This is a genomic window from Limimaricola cinnabarinus, assembly GCF_002723615.1.
GTDB classification, from domain to species: Bacteria; Pseudomonadota; Alphaproteobacteria; order Rhodobacterales; family Rhodobacteraceae; genus Limimaricola; species Limimaricola cinnabarinus_B.
On record NZ_KZ304953.1, the window covers coordinates 1,362 to 18,609 of the forward strand.

The window sequence follows — 17,248 nt, forward strand, 5'->3', positions numbered from 1 at the left end:
CATCACTACCGCGTTCGTCAGGCTCGTAAGCTGAAGGGTCGAGACCGTCTCGGAAACGCTCCAGTGGAGCGTTTCAGGTCTCGACGGGCGGAGCCCCGGCGCAGGTTCAAATCCTGCTCCCGCAACCAATCCCCCCATCGCCATTGCGCTCGTCAGGTTCATAACCTGAAGGGTCGAGACCGGCTCGGAAACGCTCCAGTGGAGCGTTTCAGGTCTCGACGGGCAAAGCCCCGGCGCAGGGGCGACGCCTGCTTCAGATTTGATTCGATCGCCACGCATTAGAAATCCTATAGGAAACTCGGCGACTTCAGAACTTGGCCCCTTCGGATCGAACGGCGCAAGGATGATGCGCGGTTTTGTTCAGCCCCGGTTTCATCGCATGATTGCGATTATGCGTGATGCCAGGCAGGCGAATGACAGGGATGATCCAACAGGCTTGCCAACTCGTCGTCCAGCAATATCGCTGTGATCGACATGCCGGCCATATCCAGGGACGTGTAGTAGTGACCGATCAAGGTTCGATGCACCATGACACCACGGGCGCGCAGCCGCTGTCTGAGGCGTCGGTTGATGATGTAAAGTTCCATCATCGGCGTGCTGCCGAGCGAATTGACCAAAAGCGCGACCCGATCACCTTCGGCCGGCGCCATTTCCGACAGGATCCGGTCGACAACCAGGTCGGTTGCCTCATCGGCGCCGACCAGCCTGTCACTGGCGATACCGCGTTCGCCGTGCACCCCGACACCGATCTCCATCTCTTCAGGGCCAATTCGGAAACTGGGGCGGCGCGTTTCGAGGGACGTGCCCGGTTCAAGGGCGATGCCCATGGTGAAGCACCGTTGCGTCGCACGATTGGCAAGTTCGACGCAGCGCTCCAACGGCAGCATCCGGTCGCATGCGGCACCGGCGATCTTGAAGACGAAGGCATTTCCGGCCACGCCACGCCGCGCTGCGCGCGTCTCAACCGGAGCAGAGGCGATGTCGTCGGTGGTGATGACCGAGCGCACCGGGATACCCCGTGCGGCGGCCATCTCGGCGGCCATCTCGAAATTCATCACGTCGCCTGAAAAATTGCCGAAGATGTGCAGCACGCCTGCTCCGCCATCGGCAGCCAGCGTCGCTGCCAGGATCGGATCGGGCGGCGGCGCGGCAAAGACGTTGCCGATGGCGACGGCATCGGCCAGACCGGCCCCGACATAGCCGAAAAATCCCGGTTCGTGCCCCGATCCGCCGCCGATGACCAAACCCACCTTTCCGGGACGGGGGCCGGTCACGGCTTTCAGCGCGCGCGGCGCGCCTTCGATGGGGGCCAAGAGCTCGTCATGCGCCAAGACCGCCCCCGCAATCATCTCGCTGACGGCATCCTGGGAGCGATTGAGGAATTTCTTGACCCGCACGCGCTCGGGCAGGGCGGCAGCTGGCTTGCCGGCGCGCTTGGGGGCGTCGATATCGCGGCCTTCGGAGGCAAGGATCGCGCGGGCCGTATCGGCATCTGTGACCATGACGTTGACCAGCCTGCCACGCAGGGCCGCCAGAATGGCCTGTACCTTGTCCATCCCGCCGGCGACACCGATGCGGCAGGGAATCTTGCCCAGGCTGTCCAGGTCGATGCCGATGGTGCGTGCTTCGAGCGGTCCGTCGACGACCTCGCCCGTGGCCGAAATCAACCGCCCTGCGATGCTGCCTACCGCCGCATTCGCGTAATCCTGCGCGCTCACCGCGTCGAAGAAACCGCTGCTGTGAATCGTGCTTTCGGGACGCAGCGAAGAGATCCCCAGGATGATGCGGTTCGCCTCGGCCAGGACCTTCATCTGTCCGGCGATCACCGGTTCGCGCAGCAAGAGCCTGCGCATGTCCGGAGAGGATACGATGGCGGGCGCCGATATCGGAATGCAACGCGCGCCGAGGGCGTCCGCCAGCGTGGTCGCGCAGGCCTCGGGGGTCCAGGACGTCTTGGCCGTCGTGCCGCCCGTCGCCTGGACGATACGAAGATCCTGCAACCCGCCGGGACGGACGCTGTCGGCCATCGACAACACGGTGCGCCCCCAGGTGACCGCGATCGTGTCGCCCGATTGCACCGTCCTGGTCAGAAGCTGCGCCGCCGCTGCCCCCAACCGGTCTACAAGTGGACTGCCCCCTCCTTCCGAGGGGATCACAAGGCAATCCGACAGGTTGAAATGGTCCTGCAGGCTCTGGGCGATGCTGAGGGCGCGAAAGCGATCGGGATCGATCTCGATCGAGACGATGCCCCGCGCCCGCGCATCCGCCAGATAGGCATTGACCGAGGCCCGGGACACGCCCATCTGCGTCGCGATGTCCCCTTGGGTCATGCCTTCTTCGTAATAGAGCCAAGCCGCCCACAGCAACGGATCTTCGCCGAACCGCAGGGGGCTGCGAACGGTGCCCCCCACCCGCATCGATTGACCTGCGGTCATGACGAAACCGGGTGCGACCGGACCATGGCCCATTGCGCCATGCTGTCCAGCAGCGCTGCCGCCGACGCCGCCCCGGGGTCCAGATGTCCAAGGCTGCGCGGCCCAAGTCGCGCCGCCCGCCCCTTGACCGCCATCATCGCACGGGTTGCCTCGGCACCCTCGGCGGCAGCCGAGGCTGCATCCTTTAGAATATGCGCGACATCCCGATCCGTTGCCAGACCGGCACGGGCGGCATGGGCCGCAGGGGCCCAAGCGTCGATCATGGTCTTGTCGCCCGGCTTGCTGGCCCCGCGCAGGGCGATGCCCTCGGACATCGCGATGATCACCTCGGGCAGGCGCGCCAGCGGTATTTCGGTCGTAGCGCCCAAGGCTTGGGCGGCCCGCATCAGCGCGCTGGCATATAGCGGGCCGGTCGTCGCACCAATCTCGTTCAGCAGTGCGCGGGCGGCCAGCATCATGCCATCGGCCAGCATCGGCACCGCGGCCTCGTCTTCCGACAGCGCCTTTGCGGCGGCGGCAAAGCCCACCGACATGGCGACCCCGTGATCGGCATCGCCGATCTCGCCGTCCAGTTCGGCCAGATAATCCTGTTCCTCATCCATGCGCGCGGCAAGGCTGCGGAACAGCGAGGTCAGGTCGTGTCGGGTAAACATCTGCATATCGACGACTATCGGCGCGAAGCCGCGGCGATGCAATGCCGCGGCTTCGCCCATCACGTCCGGGACAGCCGGGTTGCCACGCTGTCCGCCAGCTTCGTCAGGATCAGCGCGCAAGAGGTCGCGCCCGCATCCAGCACACCGCGCGAGCGTTCCCCAAGTCGGCTGGCACGTCCCAGCCGCGCGACCATGTCGATGGTGCTGTCGCGGCCTTCCTCGGCCGCCTGCGCCATTGCCATCAGCGCATTCTCGAAGCCGTCGGGGCAGGTGGCCTCATAGGCCGAGATCGCCGGCACCAGGCAGTCGACAAGGGTCTTGTCGCCCAGTTCGGCAGCGCCCGTGCTCCTGACGCCCTGAAGACCCGCGCGCAGCATGACCCCGAAACCCTCTGCATCGATCGCCTGACGCCCTTCGATCGCGCGGGCCATGTTGCCGAACATGAACCCATAGAGCGGCCCCATCGACCCACCGATCTCGGTCATCAGCACGTCCGACAGCACCGAAAGCGCCTCGTCCAGCGTCAGATTCTGACCGGCGATGCGCTCGGCGGCCCGTCCAAAGCCCTTGGCCATGTTGATGCCGTGATCGCCGTCACCGATCAGGCCGTCGATCTCGGACAGATAGGCCTTGTTGGCGACGATGACGGATGCCAGATCGGTCACGATGCCGGAGGCCGCGTGCACGTCAAGGCGCGGATCGCTCTCGGCTTCGGGGGCGCGTTCGATCGTGGCCCCGGCCTTGGCAGCTCCGCTTCGGCGGGGGCGCGGGGCGGATGTCGCGGCGATCGGCTGGACCGGCGCGCCCGACCGGCTCATCCCCGGTGAGGCGCATTCGACGTCAAGCAGTTCCTTCAGCTCGTCGTCCAGCGCCATGACCGTCAGCGTCGCCCCCACCATTTCGAGCGAAGTGAAGTAATTGCCGACGAGCGCGCAATGTACCTTCAGGCCCGCGCCCTCCAGCCCGGTCTCAATGCGGTCAAAAAGGACATAAAGCTCGTTGACCGGTGTCGCGCCCAGACCAGAGACCAGCACCGCGACCTCGGTCCCGGCCTTCAGGTCCTGATCCTCCAGCACGATCCGCAACATGTCGTCGGCGATGTCATCGGCGCGTTTCAGCGGCTCGACCCGGGCGCCGGGTTCGCCGTGATGGCCGATGCCGACCTCCATCGTGCCGGCGGCGATCTGGAAGTTCGGATGGCCCACCGCCGGAAGCGTGCAGGGCCCCAAGCCGACGCCGACCGAACGGCAGGCATCGATGGCCTTCTGCGCGGCCGCCTGGACCTGCGCCAGGTCGCCACCAAGCGCCGCGCGGGCACCGCCGATCTTCCACATGAAGATTTCGCCTGCCACGCCCCGCCGCTTGGCACGCTCGGAGGGCGGGGCCGAACAGACGTCGTCATTGGCGACGACCAGCGCCACCTCGATGCCGTCTTCGGCCACCATGTCGCGCGCCATCTTCACGTTCATGTTGTCGCCGGCATAATTGCCGTAAAGCACCGCGACCCCAGCCCCGCCATCCGCCGCACGGATTGCATCCGCGAAGGCCTGCGCCGTCGGTGACGAGAACAGCTCGCCTACGGCCACGGCATCCACCATGTTGCGCCCGGCATAGCCGATGAAGGCGGGTTCGTGGCCCGAACCGCCACCGGTGACGATGCCCACGCGCCCCTCCTGCGGGGCGAAGCGCGACAGCACGACGCGCGGGTTCATCGGGTCCTTGCAGACCAGGTCGCCATGCGCCTTGACGAAGCCCGCCACCGTTTCATCGACAATGTCGTCGGGGTCGTTGAAGAACCGCTGCATGGCCAGGCCGCTCCGGGTATTCACCTCGCTGTTGTCCATCATCTCACCGTATATCCGCCATCGACCAGAAGGTCGGCGCCATTGATCATCGCTGCCGCGTCCGAGGCCAGAAATACCGCCGCCGCCGCGATCTCATCGGGCTCGGCAAAACGGCCGACCGGGATCTGCGCCTTCATCGCGTCGCCCTTGGAGCCCGCCCAAGCCTTGCGGCCCAGTTCGGTCATCACCACTGTCGGAGAGATGGCGTTGACCGTGATGCCATGCCGGCCCCATTCCAGCGCCAGCGTCTTGGTGACGCCCAGAATGCCGAATTTTGCCGCGCAATAGGCCACATGCCCCTCGATCGCGACAGAACCCGCCTGGCTGGCCAGGTTGATGATCCGCCCGCCCTTGCCTGCCGCGATCATGACGCGACCCACGGCCTGCGCCATGGCGAAGCTGCCGGTCAAGTTGATGTCGATGGTGCGCGTCCATGCCTGGCCCGAGAGATCCTCGGCCGGGGCCAGATCCACGATCCCGGCCGAGTTCACCAGGATGTCGATGCCGCCGAAGGCCTCGGTGGCATGTGCGATGGCGGATGCGATGCTGTCTGCGTCGGTCACGTCGCAGGAAAAGGCACGGGCCTCGCCGGGCAAATCCTCTGCCAGCTGCTCCGCGCTCTCAAGGTTCATGTCCAGCAAGACGATCCTCGCGCCCTGCTGCGAAAATGCCTGCGCGATCGCCGCGCCGATCCCCGAGGCGCCCCCCGTGACGACGGCCGTCCTGCCCGCCAGGGAAAAGTCCAGTGAAGCTGCCATAGCGATCCTCTGTCTGACATGGGACCATCCCCGCCCAAGCGGCTTGCGCGGCGGCAGGGATGATCCGGGAGTGCGTTCCGTGAGTGGCCCCCGGCGCCCGTGGGCGCCGGGGAGGGTTTCGGACGGACTTACTGGCGCGCGGCCAGCAGCGCGTCGACGTTCTCGGCCGTAACCGGGGTCCAGGGGACGTTGTATTCGCTGTCGGCACCGCCATTCCACGGCATGTCAGGATACTGCTTCCAGATGTCGGACATCGGCTCGTAATCGGGGCGGACGGCTTTGATGGCGACGTCGATGGCGCCAAGTGCCTGCGCCTCGCCATCCTGAAGGATGGAATCCATGCGGCCTTCCTTGACCGCGTTCAGCGCGTCGGTCACGCCGTCCACGCCCGCGATGGCGAAATTGTCGACATCCATGCCCGCGGCACGGATCGCCTCGATCGCACCCAGGGCCATTTCATCGTTCTGCGCGATGACGCCGCGGATGTCATTGCCATGCGAGGTCAGCCAGTTTTCCATCAGGCTCTGCGCCTCGGCGCGCGACCAGTTGGCGGTCTGGCGCTCCAGGATCTCGACGTCGGGGCATTCGGCCAGGGCTTTTTCGTTGCCCTCACCGCGCTGGATCTCTCCGGACTGGCCGATGGGGCCTTCGATGATGACGACGTCACCTTCGCAGTTCATCTTGTCCAGGACCGCCTTGGCCTCCAGATAGCCCGCTTCGACATCGTCCGACCCGACATAAGAGGTCAGCTGATCGCTGTTCACCCGCGCGTTCGAACCGACAACCGGAATGCCCGCCTCGACCGCCAGCTGGACCGCCGTGGCACCCGCTTCGACATCCATCGGAGCAAAGACGATCGCGTCATAACCTTGGGTGATCATCGTCTCGAACTGATCCTGCTGGACCAGGGCATCATAACGGCCATCAAAGACCGTCAGTTCGACCATGCCCGACTGGACGGCGGGATGCTTCTCGCCGGCAGCCGACCACAGCTGCATGAATTCGGCGTTCAGGCCATAGGCGGCCATGCCGATCTTGACCGGATCGTCCTGCGCATGGACGGCTCCCGCCCCCAGCCCCAAGGCAAGCATGCTGGCCGTCATCATCATCTTCGGTGTCATGTGGTGTCCTCCCTTTATGACATTCTCTTCGAGACCTGATGCCGGTTCGGCATCAGTCCTCGGATTTCCGCGAACGGTCCAGCAGCACGGCCGCGACGATCAGCCCGCCCTTGATGACCTGCTGGTAGTAGGATTCGACCCCCATCAGATCGAGCCCGTTGTTCATCACCCCGATCAGCAGCGCGCCGATCACCGTGCCGCTGACACGGCCGATACCGCCTGCCAGGCTGGTGCCGCCGATGACCACGGCCGCGATGGCATCAAGCTCGTAGGCGACGCCGGCCTGCGGCAAAGCCGACCCGGTGCGGCCCGCCAGGATCATCCCCGCGACCCCCGCCAGCGCCCCGGAAATGGCATAGACCGCAAAACGGATGCGACGGACGGGCAGACCCGAAACCTTGGCCGCATGCGGGTTGCCGCCCACGGCATAGACATGGCGGCCAAACCGCGTCTGGGTCAGGACGAAATGCGCCAGCACGAAGACCAGGCCGAACAGGATGATCGGCACCGGAATGCCCGCGATGTCGCCCGTCCCGATCCAGCGATAGCCGTCGGTCAGCGCAGGCACGGGCCGCCCGCCCGAATAGATCAGCGTCAGACCGCGCGCCGCCGATAGCATGCCAAGCGTCGCCACGAAGGCCGGAACGGAAAACCGCGCCACCATCGTGCCCGACACGGCCCCGACGGCGGTTCCCGTCGCAAGTCCCATCACCACCGCGATCAGCGGCATGTAAGGTGATCCGATCACCCCCGCCGTGCTGGTCGTGGCGAAGCTGGCCGAGACGACCCCCACCAGCGCCACGACCGAGCCGACCGACAGGTCGATCCCGCGCGTCAGGATGACGAAGGTCATGCCGATCGCCAGGATGCCGTTGATCGAGGTCTGGCGCAGCACGTTGATGATGTTGCGCTGGCTGAGGAAATTTTCGTTCACCGCGGCCAGAACGACGCATAGCAGGATCAGCGCGATCAGGATGCCGTATCGCTGTGCCAATGGGCCGATGCGCGTCGTGATCGAGCGCGACTGCTCGGTTCCTGTCCCGGCCGGCGTGGCGGCTTCGATCTGCTTTTCCAACTTGATCCTCCCTTTCGTGCATCATGCGCCGCGCAGCCGCCCGCATGGGGCGCGCCGCGCTCTCAGGCTGCCAGATGCAACAATCTCTCCGCGGACAATTCCGCCCGCTGCAATTCCCCGGCCACGCGGCCGTCGCGCATGACGACGGCGCGGTCGGCCATGCCCAGAACTTCGTCCGTCTCGGACGAGATCATGATGACGGCGCCTCCGGCCCGCGTGAAATCTGACATGACGCGATAGATCTCTCGCTTGGCGCCCACATCGACACCGCGCGTCGGCTCGTCCAGCAACAGGATGCGCGGTTCGGTCAGAAACCACTTGCCCAGAACGACCTTCTGCTGGTTGCCGCCCGACAGGTTGGATACCGATAGCTTGTCCGAGGCGGTCTTGATGTTCAGCGTCTCGATCATGCGCTGCGCCGCGTCGCGTTCAGCGCCCACGCGCATCAACTGGCCGCTGGACACGCGGTCCAGCGTCGCAAGGCACAGGTTGTCGCGGACATCCCCTGTCAGGACCAGGCCCGAATGCTTGCGGTCTTCGGTGACATAGGCCAGCCCCGCAGCGATCGCCTGGTTCGGCGTGTCGATCCGCGTGGCTGTTCCTTCGATCACGATCTCACCGCCTGCGGTGTCCGACAGGCCGAACAGGCGATCGAAGATCTCGGTCCGGCCCGATCCCATCAGACCGTAAAGTGCCAGAATTTCGCCGCGCCTGACGGCGAAGTTCACGTCACGGACGCCGTGATCGGCGCTCAGATTGCGCACGGACAGCATTTCCTCGCCGCCCGGCTCGTTCTCCTTGACGAATTCCTCGGTCAGCGGACGGCCCACGACCAGATGGATCAGGCGATCCTTGTCGATAGTGTCCATCGCCCCGGTCTCGACGAAGGCCCCGTCGCGGAACACGGTATAGCTGTCGCAGATCGAGAAGATTTCGGACAGGCGGTGGCTGACATAGATGACGCCCTTGCCCCGTGCCGTCAGGGTCTTGATGGCGGCGAACAACTGATCCGCCTCGGCCTCGCCCAAGGCTGAGGTCGGTTCGTCCATGATGATGATCTCGGCATCATAGCTCAGCGCCTTGGCAATCTCGACCAGCTGGACCTGCGCCACGGTCAGGTCCATCATCAGGCTGTCCGCACGGATGCCGAAATGGAAGCCGTCCAGCAGCTCCTGCGCCATGTGGTTCAGGTCGCCAAAGCGCACGCGGCCGAACAGGCCCACCGGCTCGCGCCCCAGATAGATGTTCTCAGCCACGGTCATCGCCGGAACCGGGCTCAACTCCTGCTCGATGATCGAGATGCCGTTGGCAAGGGCCTGCGAAGGGCTCTCGAAAGTCATCGGCTTGCCGTCGCGCAGCAGCGTGCCGGCATCACGATGATGAATGCCCATCAGGATCTTCAGGAAGGTGGACTTGCCGGCACCATTGCCACCGCAAAGCGCATGGACCGAGCCGGGGTGCAACACGAAGCGGCCATCGCGCAGGGCCGGAACGCCCCCGAAGGATTTGCGAAAGCCCGTGGCCTCCAGCAGCGGTTGTTCCATGATTCCTCCCCCTACGCACGGCCCTTCCCCAGGCAGTACAAATGTCAGGCATGACCTGACAAATAGCAGGCTAGAAGATCGTTCCGACATCTGTCAACTGCTATCGGTCATTTGTCAGAAATGCCGTATCAACTTGGCCGCGTCGGTCCGCGGCAAGCTTTGGCCCCCGGTGCGGCTGTCGCGGCAGCAGTGCTTGGAAAAAATGCCACGCCGACCGGTCTTGGAGCGGCTTCGGCCCCGCCATCTCGGCAGTGACGCCGTGATTTTTCGGGCCCGCGCAAATGTCGGAGACCTTTACAGCTTGCCCCGGCTGACGTCGTATGCGCCCGCCGGCAGACCGATTGCCGCCAAGCATCCAAGGGAGAGGCAAGATGCCGAGATCGCTGGTTCTGGAGCGAAAAGGAGAGCTGTCGCTGCGGGATATTCCGTTGGACATGGACATGGGGCCGACCGATGTCCGCATCCGGGTTCACACCGTGGGTATCTGCGGGTCCGACGTGCATTACTATACCCATGGCAAGATCGGGCCCTTCGTCGTCAACGAACCGATGGTTCTAGGTCATGAAGCCTCGGGCGTGGTGATCGAGGTCGGTGCGCAGGTCCGTCACCTGAAGGAGGGTGATCGCGTCTGCATGGAGCCGGGCATTCCCGACCCCGCCTCGCGCGCGGCCAAGCTGGGCATCTACAACGTTGATCCCGCGGTGACCTTCTGGGCGACGCCTCCCGTGCATGGCTGCCTTACGCCGCAGGTCGTTCACCCGGCAGCCTATACCTACAAGCTGCCCGACAATGTCTCTTTCGCCGAAGGGGCAATGGTCGAGCCCTTCGCGATCGGCATGCAGGCCGCGCTGCGTGCGCGCATCCAGCCCGGCGACGTGGGGATGGTGCTGGGCGCGGGCCCCATCGGCATGATGACGGCGCTGGCGGCCCTGGCCGGGGGATGCGCCAAGGTCCTGGTGGCCGACCTGGCCCAGCGCAAGCTGGACATCATCGGCGCCTATCCCGGCATTGAGACGATCAACATCCGCGACATTCCCGCGGCGGATGCCATCGCCGAAGCGACCGAAGGCTGGGGTGCGGATGTTGTCTTCGAATGCTCGGGCGCGGCACCGGCCGTCCTGGGCCTGCCGCAACTGGTGCGTCCGGGCGGGACCGCCGTGCTGGTCGGCATGCCGGTCGATCCGGTGCCCATGGACATCGTCGGCCTGCAAGCCAAGGAATTGCGCCTCGAAACGGTCTTCCGCTACGCCAATGTCTATGACCGCGCCATCGCGCTGATCGGGACGGGCAAGGTGGACCTGAAGCCGCTGATCTCGCTCAGCATGCCCTTCGAGGACAGCATCGCGGCCTTTGAACGTGCCGCAGAAGGGCGCGAGACTGACGTCAAGATGCAGATCGAGATGCCCAGCTGATCGACCGAACCGGACGCTCGACGGGGATATCGGTGACGGATGACCTGTCATAGCCCTGCTTGGTGCCGGAGTGGCAGCAATGAAGGTTGACCGTCGGTGGGCTGGAGATCGGCCGAAATGGTCTCAAATGCATGGCTCCGAGGTCGAGTGGCCCGGTTCTCGATGAAACGAGGGGGGTAGTCTGCCATTTTCGCCAGATGAGTTGCGCCGGCGTTAGCCCCTTGAACGCCTTCAATCGGCTTTGATGATGGGTTTGGTCATCGGGGTCATTCCTCGGTTCAGGTCGGCTTTCGTAACCCGACCCCACCGGGAAACCCGATGGCCGCCTCAGCTACACAACGCCCCGGGACAGGACCGGAATGCTGTCGCCCCCCGAGTTCGAGCGGCAGCAGAAACCGAGGCACGAGGGCGTCCGAGCAACGCGGGGCTATTCACTACCGGGCTACTGTTGGGCGCGAAACGCGCAACCTACCGGCCATACGTGTCTCGTCAAATCCTGCTCCCGCAACCAAACCCCACATCGACACCGCGCCCTTCAGGCTCGTAACCTGAAGGGTCGAGACCATCTCGGAAACGCTCCGGTGGAGCGGCTCCGAATGACCCGCATGAGCGTCGTCTCGCCCCCCTTTCTCGATACGCTTCCGCATCTGTTGATCGCCCGTGTTCTGGGCGCGATGGGGATCCGGCCCATATATGGGGAGGGGGCGTTGATCTCCGCAGCATCTCCTCCGCGCGTTTCCGGTTCTGCGGAAAAGGAGGTTACGATGTTCAAACGTCTCGTGACCGCGGCGCTTTTGTCGGGAATGGCGGCGACGGCTCCGCCAGCCGCTGCGATGGGCTGTGCGCCGCGCGATCATATCGTGGAGCGCCTGAAAGACCGCTACCTGGAAGCGCCGACCGCCGCCGGGTTGGAGACCACCTCCGAGACGCGGCAAAGGATGCTCGAGATCTGGTCCAACCCCGAGAATGGCAGCTACACCGTGCTGCTCACCGATCCGACGGGCATCAGCTGCATCGTGGGATACGGGTCGGAATTCCGGGTGCTCGAAGCGCCGCCGAAAGGCGAGCTGGGCTGATCCGCTCGGGCGTGGCCGCCTCGACGCCGCCCGCCGGACCGGCGAGCGGACCGCCGAAGGCGCGGTTCAGCCGGTCGGCATGATGAACATCTCGCGCAGGTCCGAGGTTTCGGACTGGTCGAGCGCGAAGACCACCGCCCGGGCGATGTCCTCGGGCTGGATCTTGTCTGGCTTGGGCTCGGAGAAGAAGGGCGTGTCGACCATGCCCGGCGCGATCACCGTGCAGCGCCCGCCCCAGTCGCGCATCTCCTCGCTCATATTGCCCGCATAGCCATGCACGAACCATTTCGTCGCGCCATAGATCGAGCCCGCGATGTGCCGCTTGCCCGCCGCCGAGCCGGTGAGCACCAGATGGCCGCGGCGCTTCTTCAGCTCGGGCAGGGCCACGCGGGCGGTGTAGAGCAGCGCCATGATGTTGAGGTCGATCATGCGGCGCCATTCCTCCGGGTCGCCCTCGACCGTGCCGGGCGTGTCGAGCCCGGTGCCAGCATTGGCGAAGGCCGCATCGAGCCCGCCCTTGGCTTCCACGAGCCGGGCCACGGCGCGCTCCTGTGCCGCGAGATCGGTGGCGTCGCCCGGCAGGGCCAGGGCCCGGTCGCCCAGCTCGGCGGCGAGCGCATCGAGCTTGTCGGCGCTGCGGGCCATCAGCCCGACATGCCAGCCCGCCGCCACGGCGGCGCGGGCGGTGGCGGCGCCGATGCCCGAGGAGGCGCCGGTGATGAAGAGAACGCGGTCCGTCATGAGGGTCTCCTGTGGTTCGGCCTGTGCCTGAGGTGGCCCTTCGGCGCGGCGAAGCAAGGGGAGCGGTCCGGCCGACCCTTGCCGCCGGGCGCGCTTCGGGAGGGCCTACTGCGTGGCGGCGACGATCTCGGCCAGCACCGAAACGGCGAGCACGCGCGGATCGCGGCTGTTCTTGATCAGGCCGATCGGCCCGCGCACCCGGGCAAGCGCCGCATCGTCCCAACCGGTCGCGCGCAGCGTATCGAGCCTGCGCGCCTGCGCCGTGCGGCTGCCTTGCGCGCCGATCCAGAAGGCGGGCGAGCGCAGCGCCGCGTCGAGGATATCCGTTTCGCGCTCATGCTCGTGAAAGAACAGCACCACGGCGGTCGCGGCATCGACATCCCCGGGCGCGAGCCCGTCGCGCCGTTCGGTCGGATAGCCCGCGGCCTGCGCCAGCCGCGCGAAGGCCGCGGCTTCGGGGCCGGTGCCGATCACCGCCATGCGCGGGTCGGGGCGGATCTCCAGCTTCGGCAGCTTTGGCAGGGAAAGCCGCGCCGGGCGGCGGGCGCGCAGATCGGCGAGCGGCCCGTCGAGCGCCGCGCCGGGTGCGACGGGGACGAGCGCCACGTCGAGCCCGCTGCCGCAGGGCAGGCGGATGTCGAGATAGGGCGAGCCGCGCCCGTAGCGCAGCTGCCGGGGCCTGCCTTCGGCCAGGACTTCGGCGGCATGCAGCGCGAGGTCGCCCTCGATGCAGCCCGAGGAGAGGCTGCCCACCGGCGCGCCGCCCTCGGGAAAGGCCATGACCGCCCCCAACGGGCGGTAGAAGGCGCCATCGATCCCGACCAGCATTGTCAGCACCCCGCCGTTTTCGGACAAGGCGGCAAGGGCCGGTTCGACCTCGGAAGCGGTCAGCGCGAAGGCCGTGTCAGCCGGGGCCGAGGCCTCTGCCGACACGGCGTCCTGCGTCATGTCGACCGAAGAGGGGTGATGACCCACCGGGCTCAGTTCGCCGTCTCGGTTTCGGTCTCGCCCGTCATGTCGTCCATGGAGTGATCCATCTCATCCATGTCGCCCATCGCGGCGTCGCCTTCGGCCATCTCGTCGCCCATCTCGAAATCGGGGCTGAAGGTCGCGAGATAGGCGTAGAGATCGGCCGCGACCTGCTCGTCGCGCACCTTGTAGGCCATCTTCGAGCGGGCGCGCCGGTCATCGAGCGCCTCGCGCAGGAAGGCGGTCGGGTCCTGCAGATAGGCCATGGTGTTCTCGGGGCCCCAGACCACGGTCTCGAACTGTTCCCCGGTCGGCGCCGTCCCGGTCAGGTCCTCCTCGGGGGCAAGCTCGCCGTAAGCCACGATCGCGTCGCTGTAGCGGAAATCCTCCACCGCGCCGGGGGCGCGACCGACCACGCCGTGCAGGTTCGGGCCGATCCGGCCATTGCGCCCGGCGATCACTTCGCCGCTCTCATCGGCGATCACGTGGCAGCTCACGCATTGCCGCGCGAATTCGGATTCACCATTGGCGGCATCGCCGTTCATCTCCTGCGCAAAGGCGGGAGCGGCGAGCAGGGTGCTGGTGGCAAGGGCGGTAAAGAGTTTCATGGGCGGGTCCTTTCGGCCGAAATTCCAGATCCGCGGCACCGCCAATGGCGCAACACCGCATTGGTTAATCATCGGGGCGACCTTGCGGTTCCCCTCTCTTCCGACGTCGCCGCTCCGCCAAATCCGCAGATTGCGGATCGTGACTGGACCATGGGCGCCTGCGCACCATGTCGCCACGAACGACAAGCGGTCGGCGGCGTGCCGGACCGGGATCGACGAGAGAGGAGAATGCCGGGATGGTCAAGCTAGTCATCAACGGAGAGGAGCGCCGCTTCGACGGCGATCAGGACACGCCGCTGCTGTGGGTCCTGCGCGACGAGATGGGGCTCACCGGGACCAAATATGGCTGCGGCATCGCCGCCTGCGGCGCCTGCACCGTGCATATCGACGGCGCGCCCTCCTTTGCCTGCGTGACGCCGGTGGGCGTGCTCGAAGGGGCCGAGGTGACCACCATCGAGGGGCTCTCCGAAAAGGGCGATCACCCGGTGCAGGAAGCCTGGCGCGAGCTCAACGTCGCGCAATGCGGTTACTGCCAGGCCGGGCAGATCATGCAGGCCGCGGCGCTGGTCGAGCAATACGACACCGTCACCGACGAGGATATCGACGCGGTGATGAGCGCGAATCTCTGCCGCTGCGGCACCTATCCGCGCATCCGCGCGGCGGTGAAGCAGGCCTCGGCGGCGAAGTCGGGCAGCAAGGCAGCGGAGGCCCAGTGATGCGCAACTCATCGATCATCAATGTCAGCCGCCGCGGCATCCTGGGCGGCATGGGCGCGGGCGCTCTCATCCTCGCCGTGGGCCTGCCCCGTCCGGGCCGCGCGCAGGAAGAGCCGGAATTCGGCCGCGATGCCATGCCCAATGGCTGGCGCGACGATCCCAAGGTCTTCATCGCCATCGCCCCGGACGGCATCGTCACCGTGACCTGCCACCGGCAGGAGATGGGGCAGGGCGTGCGCACCTCGATCGCCATGGTCGTGGCCGACGAGCTGGGCGCGGAATGGGAGAATGTCCGCGTTACCCAGGCGCCGGGCGACGAGGAGAAATACGGCAACCAGGACACCGACGGCTCGCGCAGCCTGCGGCATCACTTCATGCCGCTGCGCCGCGCCGGTGCCGCCGCGCGCACCATGCTGGAACAGGCCGCCGCCGAGCAGTGGGGCGTCGATGTCTCTGAGGTGAAGGCCGACGGCCACAAGGTGCGCCATGCGGGCTCGGGCAGAACGCTGGGCTATGGCGAGCTGGCCGCCGCCGCGATGGATCTCGACGTGCCCGCGCGCGACAGCCTGACCCTCAAGGACCCTTCCGAGTTCCGCTATATCGGCAAGAACTCGATCGGTCTCGTCGACAACATGGACATCACCACCGGCACCACGACCTACGGCATCGACGTGAAGCGCGAGGGCATGCTTTATGCCGTGGTCGCCCGCCCGCCGGTCTATGGCGGCACGGTCGCCTCGCTCGACGACAGCGCAGCGCTCGCCATCGACGGCGTCGAGAAGGTCGTGCGGATCGAGCCTTCGGAATTCCCGACCGAGTTCGCGCCCTTGGGCGGCGTCGCGGTGATCGCGCGCAACACCTATCTCGCGATGAAGGGGCGCGACGCGCTCGAGATCGAGTGGGACAATGGCCCCAATGCCGATTACGACAGCGAGACCTACCGCGAGACGCTGTCTCAGGCGGCGAACTCGGAGGGCGGCAAGGTGCTGCGCGACGAGGGCGATTACGACGAGGCGGCCGCAGGCGCCGCGCAGACCGTCGAGGCGGAATACTACATCCCGCATCTCGCTCAGGCGCCGATGGAGCCGCCCGCCGCGGTGGTCGAGATCAAGGATGGCCGCGCCGAGGCCTGGGCCTGCGTGCAGGCGCCGCAGGTGACGAAGCTGCGGCTGGCCGAGCGGCTCGGGTTGGACGAGAGCGCGGTCCGGGTCAACGTCACGCTGCTGGGCGGCGGCTTCGGGCGCAAGTCCAAGCCCGACTTCGTGCTCGAGGCGGGCATCCTGAGCCAGGCGATGGACGGCGCGCCGGTCAAGCTCACCTGGACCCGCGAGGACGACATCCACCACAGCTACTACCACACCGTCTCGGTCGAGAAGATGTCGGCCGGGCTCGACGAGGGGGGCAAAACCGTCGCGTGGCGGCACCGCACCGCGGCGCCGACCATCGGCTCGATCTTCGCGCCCGACCCGATGCAGAAGCTGCCCTTCGAGCTTGGCATGGGTCTTCTCAACATGCCGCTGGCAATCGAGAACGTGCGCGCCGAGAACCCGCAGGCCCCCGCCCATGTGCGGATCGGCTGGTACCGCTCGGTGTCGAACATCCCGCACGCCTTCGCGATCCAGTCCTTCGCCGCCGAGCTGGCCGAGGCCGCGGGGCGCGACCAGAAGGAGTATCTCCTTGAGCTGATCGGCCCGCCACGCGAGATCGACCCGACCAACCAGGGCGACGTGTGGAACTATGGCGAGAACCCGGATGTCTACCCGATCGACACGGGCCGCATGGCGGCGGTGGTCGAGGCGGCGGCCGAGGGCATCGAATGGGGCCGCGACATGCCCGAGGGGCAGGGCCTCGGTATCGCCGGGCATTACAGCTTCGTCTCCTATGTCGCGGTGGCGGCCGAGGTCGAGGTGGTCGATGGCGAGGTCAGGGTGCCGCGCGTCTCGATCGCCATCGACTGCGGCGCGCATGTGAACCCCGACCGCATCCGCTCCCAGATGGAGGGCGCGGTGATCATGGGCGTCGGTCAGGCGCTGATGACCGAGGTGACCTTTGCCGAGGGCCGCGCGGTGCAGGACAATTTCGACACCTATCTCATCCCGCGGATGGAAGAGGCGCCCAAGCGGATCGACGTGCATTTCGTGGGCAATGACGCGGCTTACGACCGCCCGCTCGGCGGTGTCGGCGAGCCGGGCCTGCCGCCCGTGGTCCCCGCGATCACCAATGCCGTCTTTGCCGCCACCAAGAAACGCATTCGCCGGCTGCCCATCGCAGACCAGCTGCGCAGCTGAAGGGAGAT

At 66.4% G+C, this 17,248-nt stretch carries 14 protein-coding genes; 4 read left to right on the top strand and 10 right to left on the bottom strand.

The features are described 5' to 3' along the window. Positions 1–389: 389 nt before the first annotated feature. The 7 genes from CJ301_RS04600 to CJ301_RS04630 all read right to left on the bottom strand — a co-directional run bounded on the left by CJ301_RS04600 (position 390) and on the right by CJ301_RS04630 (position 9,520). Positions 390–2,468 carry a bifunctional sugar-binding transcriptional regulator/dihydroxyacetone kinase subunit DhaK gene (locus CJ301_RS04600; protein ID WP_254050070.1) on the bottom strand — a complete coding sequence of 693 codons (2,079 nt, stop codon included), beginning with the start codon at positions 2,466–2,468 and terminating at the stop codon, positions 390–392. Continuing rightward, positions 2,432–3,148 (bottom strand): dihydroxyacetone kinase subunit DhaL, encoded by a 717-nt coding sequence (gene dhaL / locus CJ301_RS04605; protein WP_216823244.1) that lies wholly within the window; start codon positions 3,146–3,148, stop codon positions 2,432–2,434. Before dhaL (CJ301_RS04605) ends, CJ301_RS04600 begins: the two co-directional genes overlap by 37 nt. Then, on the bottom strand, positions 3,148–4,935 hold the full coding sequence (dhaL, locus tag CJ301_RS04610) for a dihydroxyacetone kinase subunit DhaL (RefSeq protein WP_216823245.1): 1,788 nt from the start codon (positions 4,933–4,935) through the stop codon (positions 3,148–3,150). Before dhaL (CJ301_RS04610) ends, dhaL (CJ301_RS04605) begins: the two co-directional genes overlap by 1 nt. Beyond that, entirely contained in the window at positions 4,932–5,690 is a 759-nt protein-coding gene (locus CJ301_RS04615; protein ID WP_099274772.1) for an SDR family oxidoreductase, read from the bottom strand. The genes dhaL (CJ301_RS04610) and CJ301_RS04615 overlap by 4 nt, the downstream gene beginning before the upstream one ends. Before the next feature lie 128 nt (positions 5,691–5,818). Further along, a complete protein-coding gene (locus tag CJ301_RS04620; protein WP_099274774.1) occupies positions 5,819–6,811 on the bottom strand; it encodes a substrate-binding domain-containing protein in 993 nt (330 codons plus the stop codon). Positions 6,812–6,863: 52 nt separating this feature from the next. Beyond that, positions 6,864–7,886, bottom strand: a complete 1,023-nt coding sequence (locus CJ301_RS04625) for an ABC transporter permease (protein ID WP_254050071.1) — start codon at positions 7,884–7,886, stop codon at positions 6,864–6,866. 62 nt (positions 7,887–7,948) lie between these two features. After that, positions 7,949–9,520, bottom strand: a complete 1,572-nt coding sequence (locus CJ301_RS04630) for a sugar ABC transporter ATP-binding protein (protein WP_254050072.1) — start codon at positions 9,518–9,520, stop codon at positions 7,949–7,951. 281 nt (positions 9,521–9,801) lie between these two features. On the opposite strand from CJ301_RS04630, the gene CJ301_RS04635 reads away from it, so the two are divergent. Both CJ301_RS04635 and CJ301_RS04640 read left to right on the top strand, forming a co-directional pair. Further along, positions 9,802–10,842, top strand: a complete 1,041-nt coding sequence (locus CJ301_RS04635; RefSeq protein WP_099274778.1) for an NAD(P)-dependent alcohol dehydrogenase — start codon at positions 9,802–9,804, stop codon at positions 10,840–10,842. A 764-nt stretch (positions 10,843–11,606) separates the two neighbouring features. Then, positions 11,607–11,918 carry a hypothetical protein gene (locus CJ301_RS04640; RefSeq protein ID WP_099274780.1) on the top strand — a complete coding sequence of 104 codons (312 nt, stop codon included), beginning with the start codon at positions 11,607–11,609 and terminating at the stop codon, positions 11,916–11,918. A gap of 66 nt (positions 11,919–11,984) precedes the next feature. Here CJ301_RS04640 and CJ301_RS04645 read toward each other — a convergent pair whose 3' ends face one another. The 3 genes from CJ301_RS04645 to CJ301_RS04655 all read right to left on the bottom strand — a co-directional run bounded on the left by CJ301_RS04645 (position 11,985) and on the right by CJ301_RS04655 (position 14,236). After that, the gene (locus CJ301_RS04645) at positions 11,985–12,659 is read right to left on the bottom strand and encodes an SDR family oxidoreductase (protein ID WP_099274782.1); all 675 of its coding nucleotides are present in this window, start codon (positions 12,657–12,659) and stop codon (positions 11,985–11,987) included. A gap of 105 nt (positions 12,660–12,764) precedes the next feature. Next, positions 12,765–13,607, bottom strand: a complete 843-nt coding sequence (locus CJ301_RS04650) for an XdhC family protein (RefSeq protein ID WP_099274784.1) — start codon at positions 13,605–13,607, stop codon at positions 12,765–12,767. Between the two features lie 32 nt (positions 13,608–13,639). Next, the gene (locus tag CJ301_RS04655; protein ID WP_110522076.1) at positions 13,640–14,236 is read right to left on the bottom strand and encodes a c-type cytochrome; all 597 of its coding nucleotides are present in this window, start codon (positions 14,234–14,236) and stop codon (positions 13,640–13,642) included. Between the two features lie 236 nt (positions 14,237–14,472). Here CJ301_RS04655 and CJ301_RS04660 point away from each other — a divergent pair, with 236 nt between their 5' ends. Together CJ301_RS04660 and CJ301_RS04665 are read left to right on the top strand one after the other, a co-directional pair. Then, on the top strand, positions 14,473–14,952 hold the full coding sequence (locus tag CJ301_RS04660) for a (2Fe-2S)-binding protein (RefSeq protein WP_099274786.1): 480 nt from the start codon (positions 14,473–14,475) through the stop codon (positions 14,950–14,952). Further along, a complete protein-coding gene (locus CJ301_RS04665; protein WP_099274788.1) occupies positions 14,952–17,240 on the top strand; it encodes a xanthine dehydrogenase family protein molybdopterin-binding subunit in 2,289 nt (762 codons plus the stop codon). The genes CJ301_RS04660 and CJ301_RS04665 overlap by 1 nt, the downstream gene beginning before the upstream one ends. The last annotated feature ends 8 nt before the right edge of the window (positions 17,241–17,248 follow it).

Coding starts and splice junctions, on each gene's coding strand:
- CJ301_RS04630 (WP_254050072.1), bottom strand. CDS start 9,520: ATGTCGGAACGATCTTCTAGCCTGCTATTTGTCAGGTCATGCCTGACA.
- CJ301_RS04640 (WP_099274780.1), top strand. CDS start 11,607: ATGTTCAAACGTCTCGTGACCGCGGCGCTTTTGTCGGGAATGGCGGCG.
- CJ301_RS04660 (WP_099274786.1), top strand. CDS start 14,473: ATGGTCAAGCTAGTCATCAACGGAGAGGAGCGCCGCTTCGACGGCGAT.
- CJ301_RS04635 (WP_099274778.1), top strand. CDS start 9,802: ATGCCGAGATCGCTGGTTCTGGAGCGAAAAGGAGAGCTGTCGCTGCGG.
- dhaL (WP_216823245.1), bottom strand. CDS start 4,935: ATGATGGACAACAGCGAGGTGAATACCCGGAGCGGCCTGGCCATGCAG.
- CJ301_RS04655 (WP_110522076.1), bottom strand. CDS start 14,236: ATGAAACTCTTTACCGCCCTTGCCACCAGCACCCTGCTCGCCGCTCCC.
- dhaL (WP_216823244.1), bottom strand. CDS start 3,148: ATGGGCGAAGCCGCGGCATTGCATCGCCGCGGCTTCGCGCCGATAGTC.
- CJ301_RS04600 (WP_254050070.1), bottom strand. CDS start 2,468: ATGGGCCATGGTCCGGTCGCACCCGGTTTCGTCATGACCGCAGGTCAA.
- CJ301_RS04665 (WP_099274788.1), top strand. CDS start 14,952: ATGCGCAACTCATCGATCATCAATGTCAGCCGCCGCGGCATCCTGGGC.
- CJ301_RS04620 (WP_099274774.1), bottom strand. CDS start 6,811: ATGACACCGAAGATGATGATGACGGCCAGCATGCTTGCCTTGGGGCTG.
- CJ301_RS04650 (WP_099274784.1), bottom strand. CDS start 13,607: ATGACGCAGGACGCCGTGTCGGCAGAGGCCTCGGCCCCGGCTGACACG.
- CJ301_RS04645 (WP_099274782.1), bottom strand. CDS start 12,659: ATGACGGACCGCGTTCTCTTCATCACCGGCGCCTCCTCGGGCATCGGC.
- CJ301_RS04615 (WP_099274772.1), bottom strand. CDS start 5,690: ATGGCAGCTTCACTGGACTTTTCCCTGGCGGGCAGGACGGCCGTCGTC.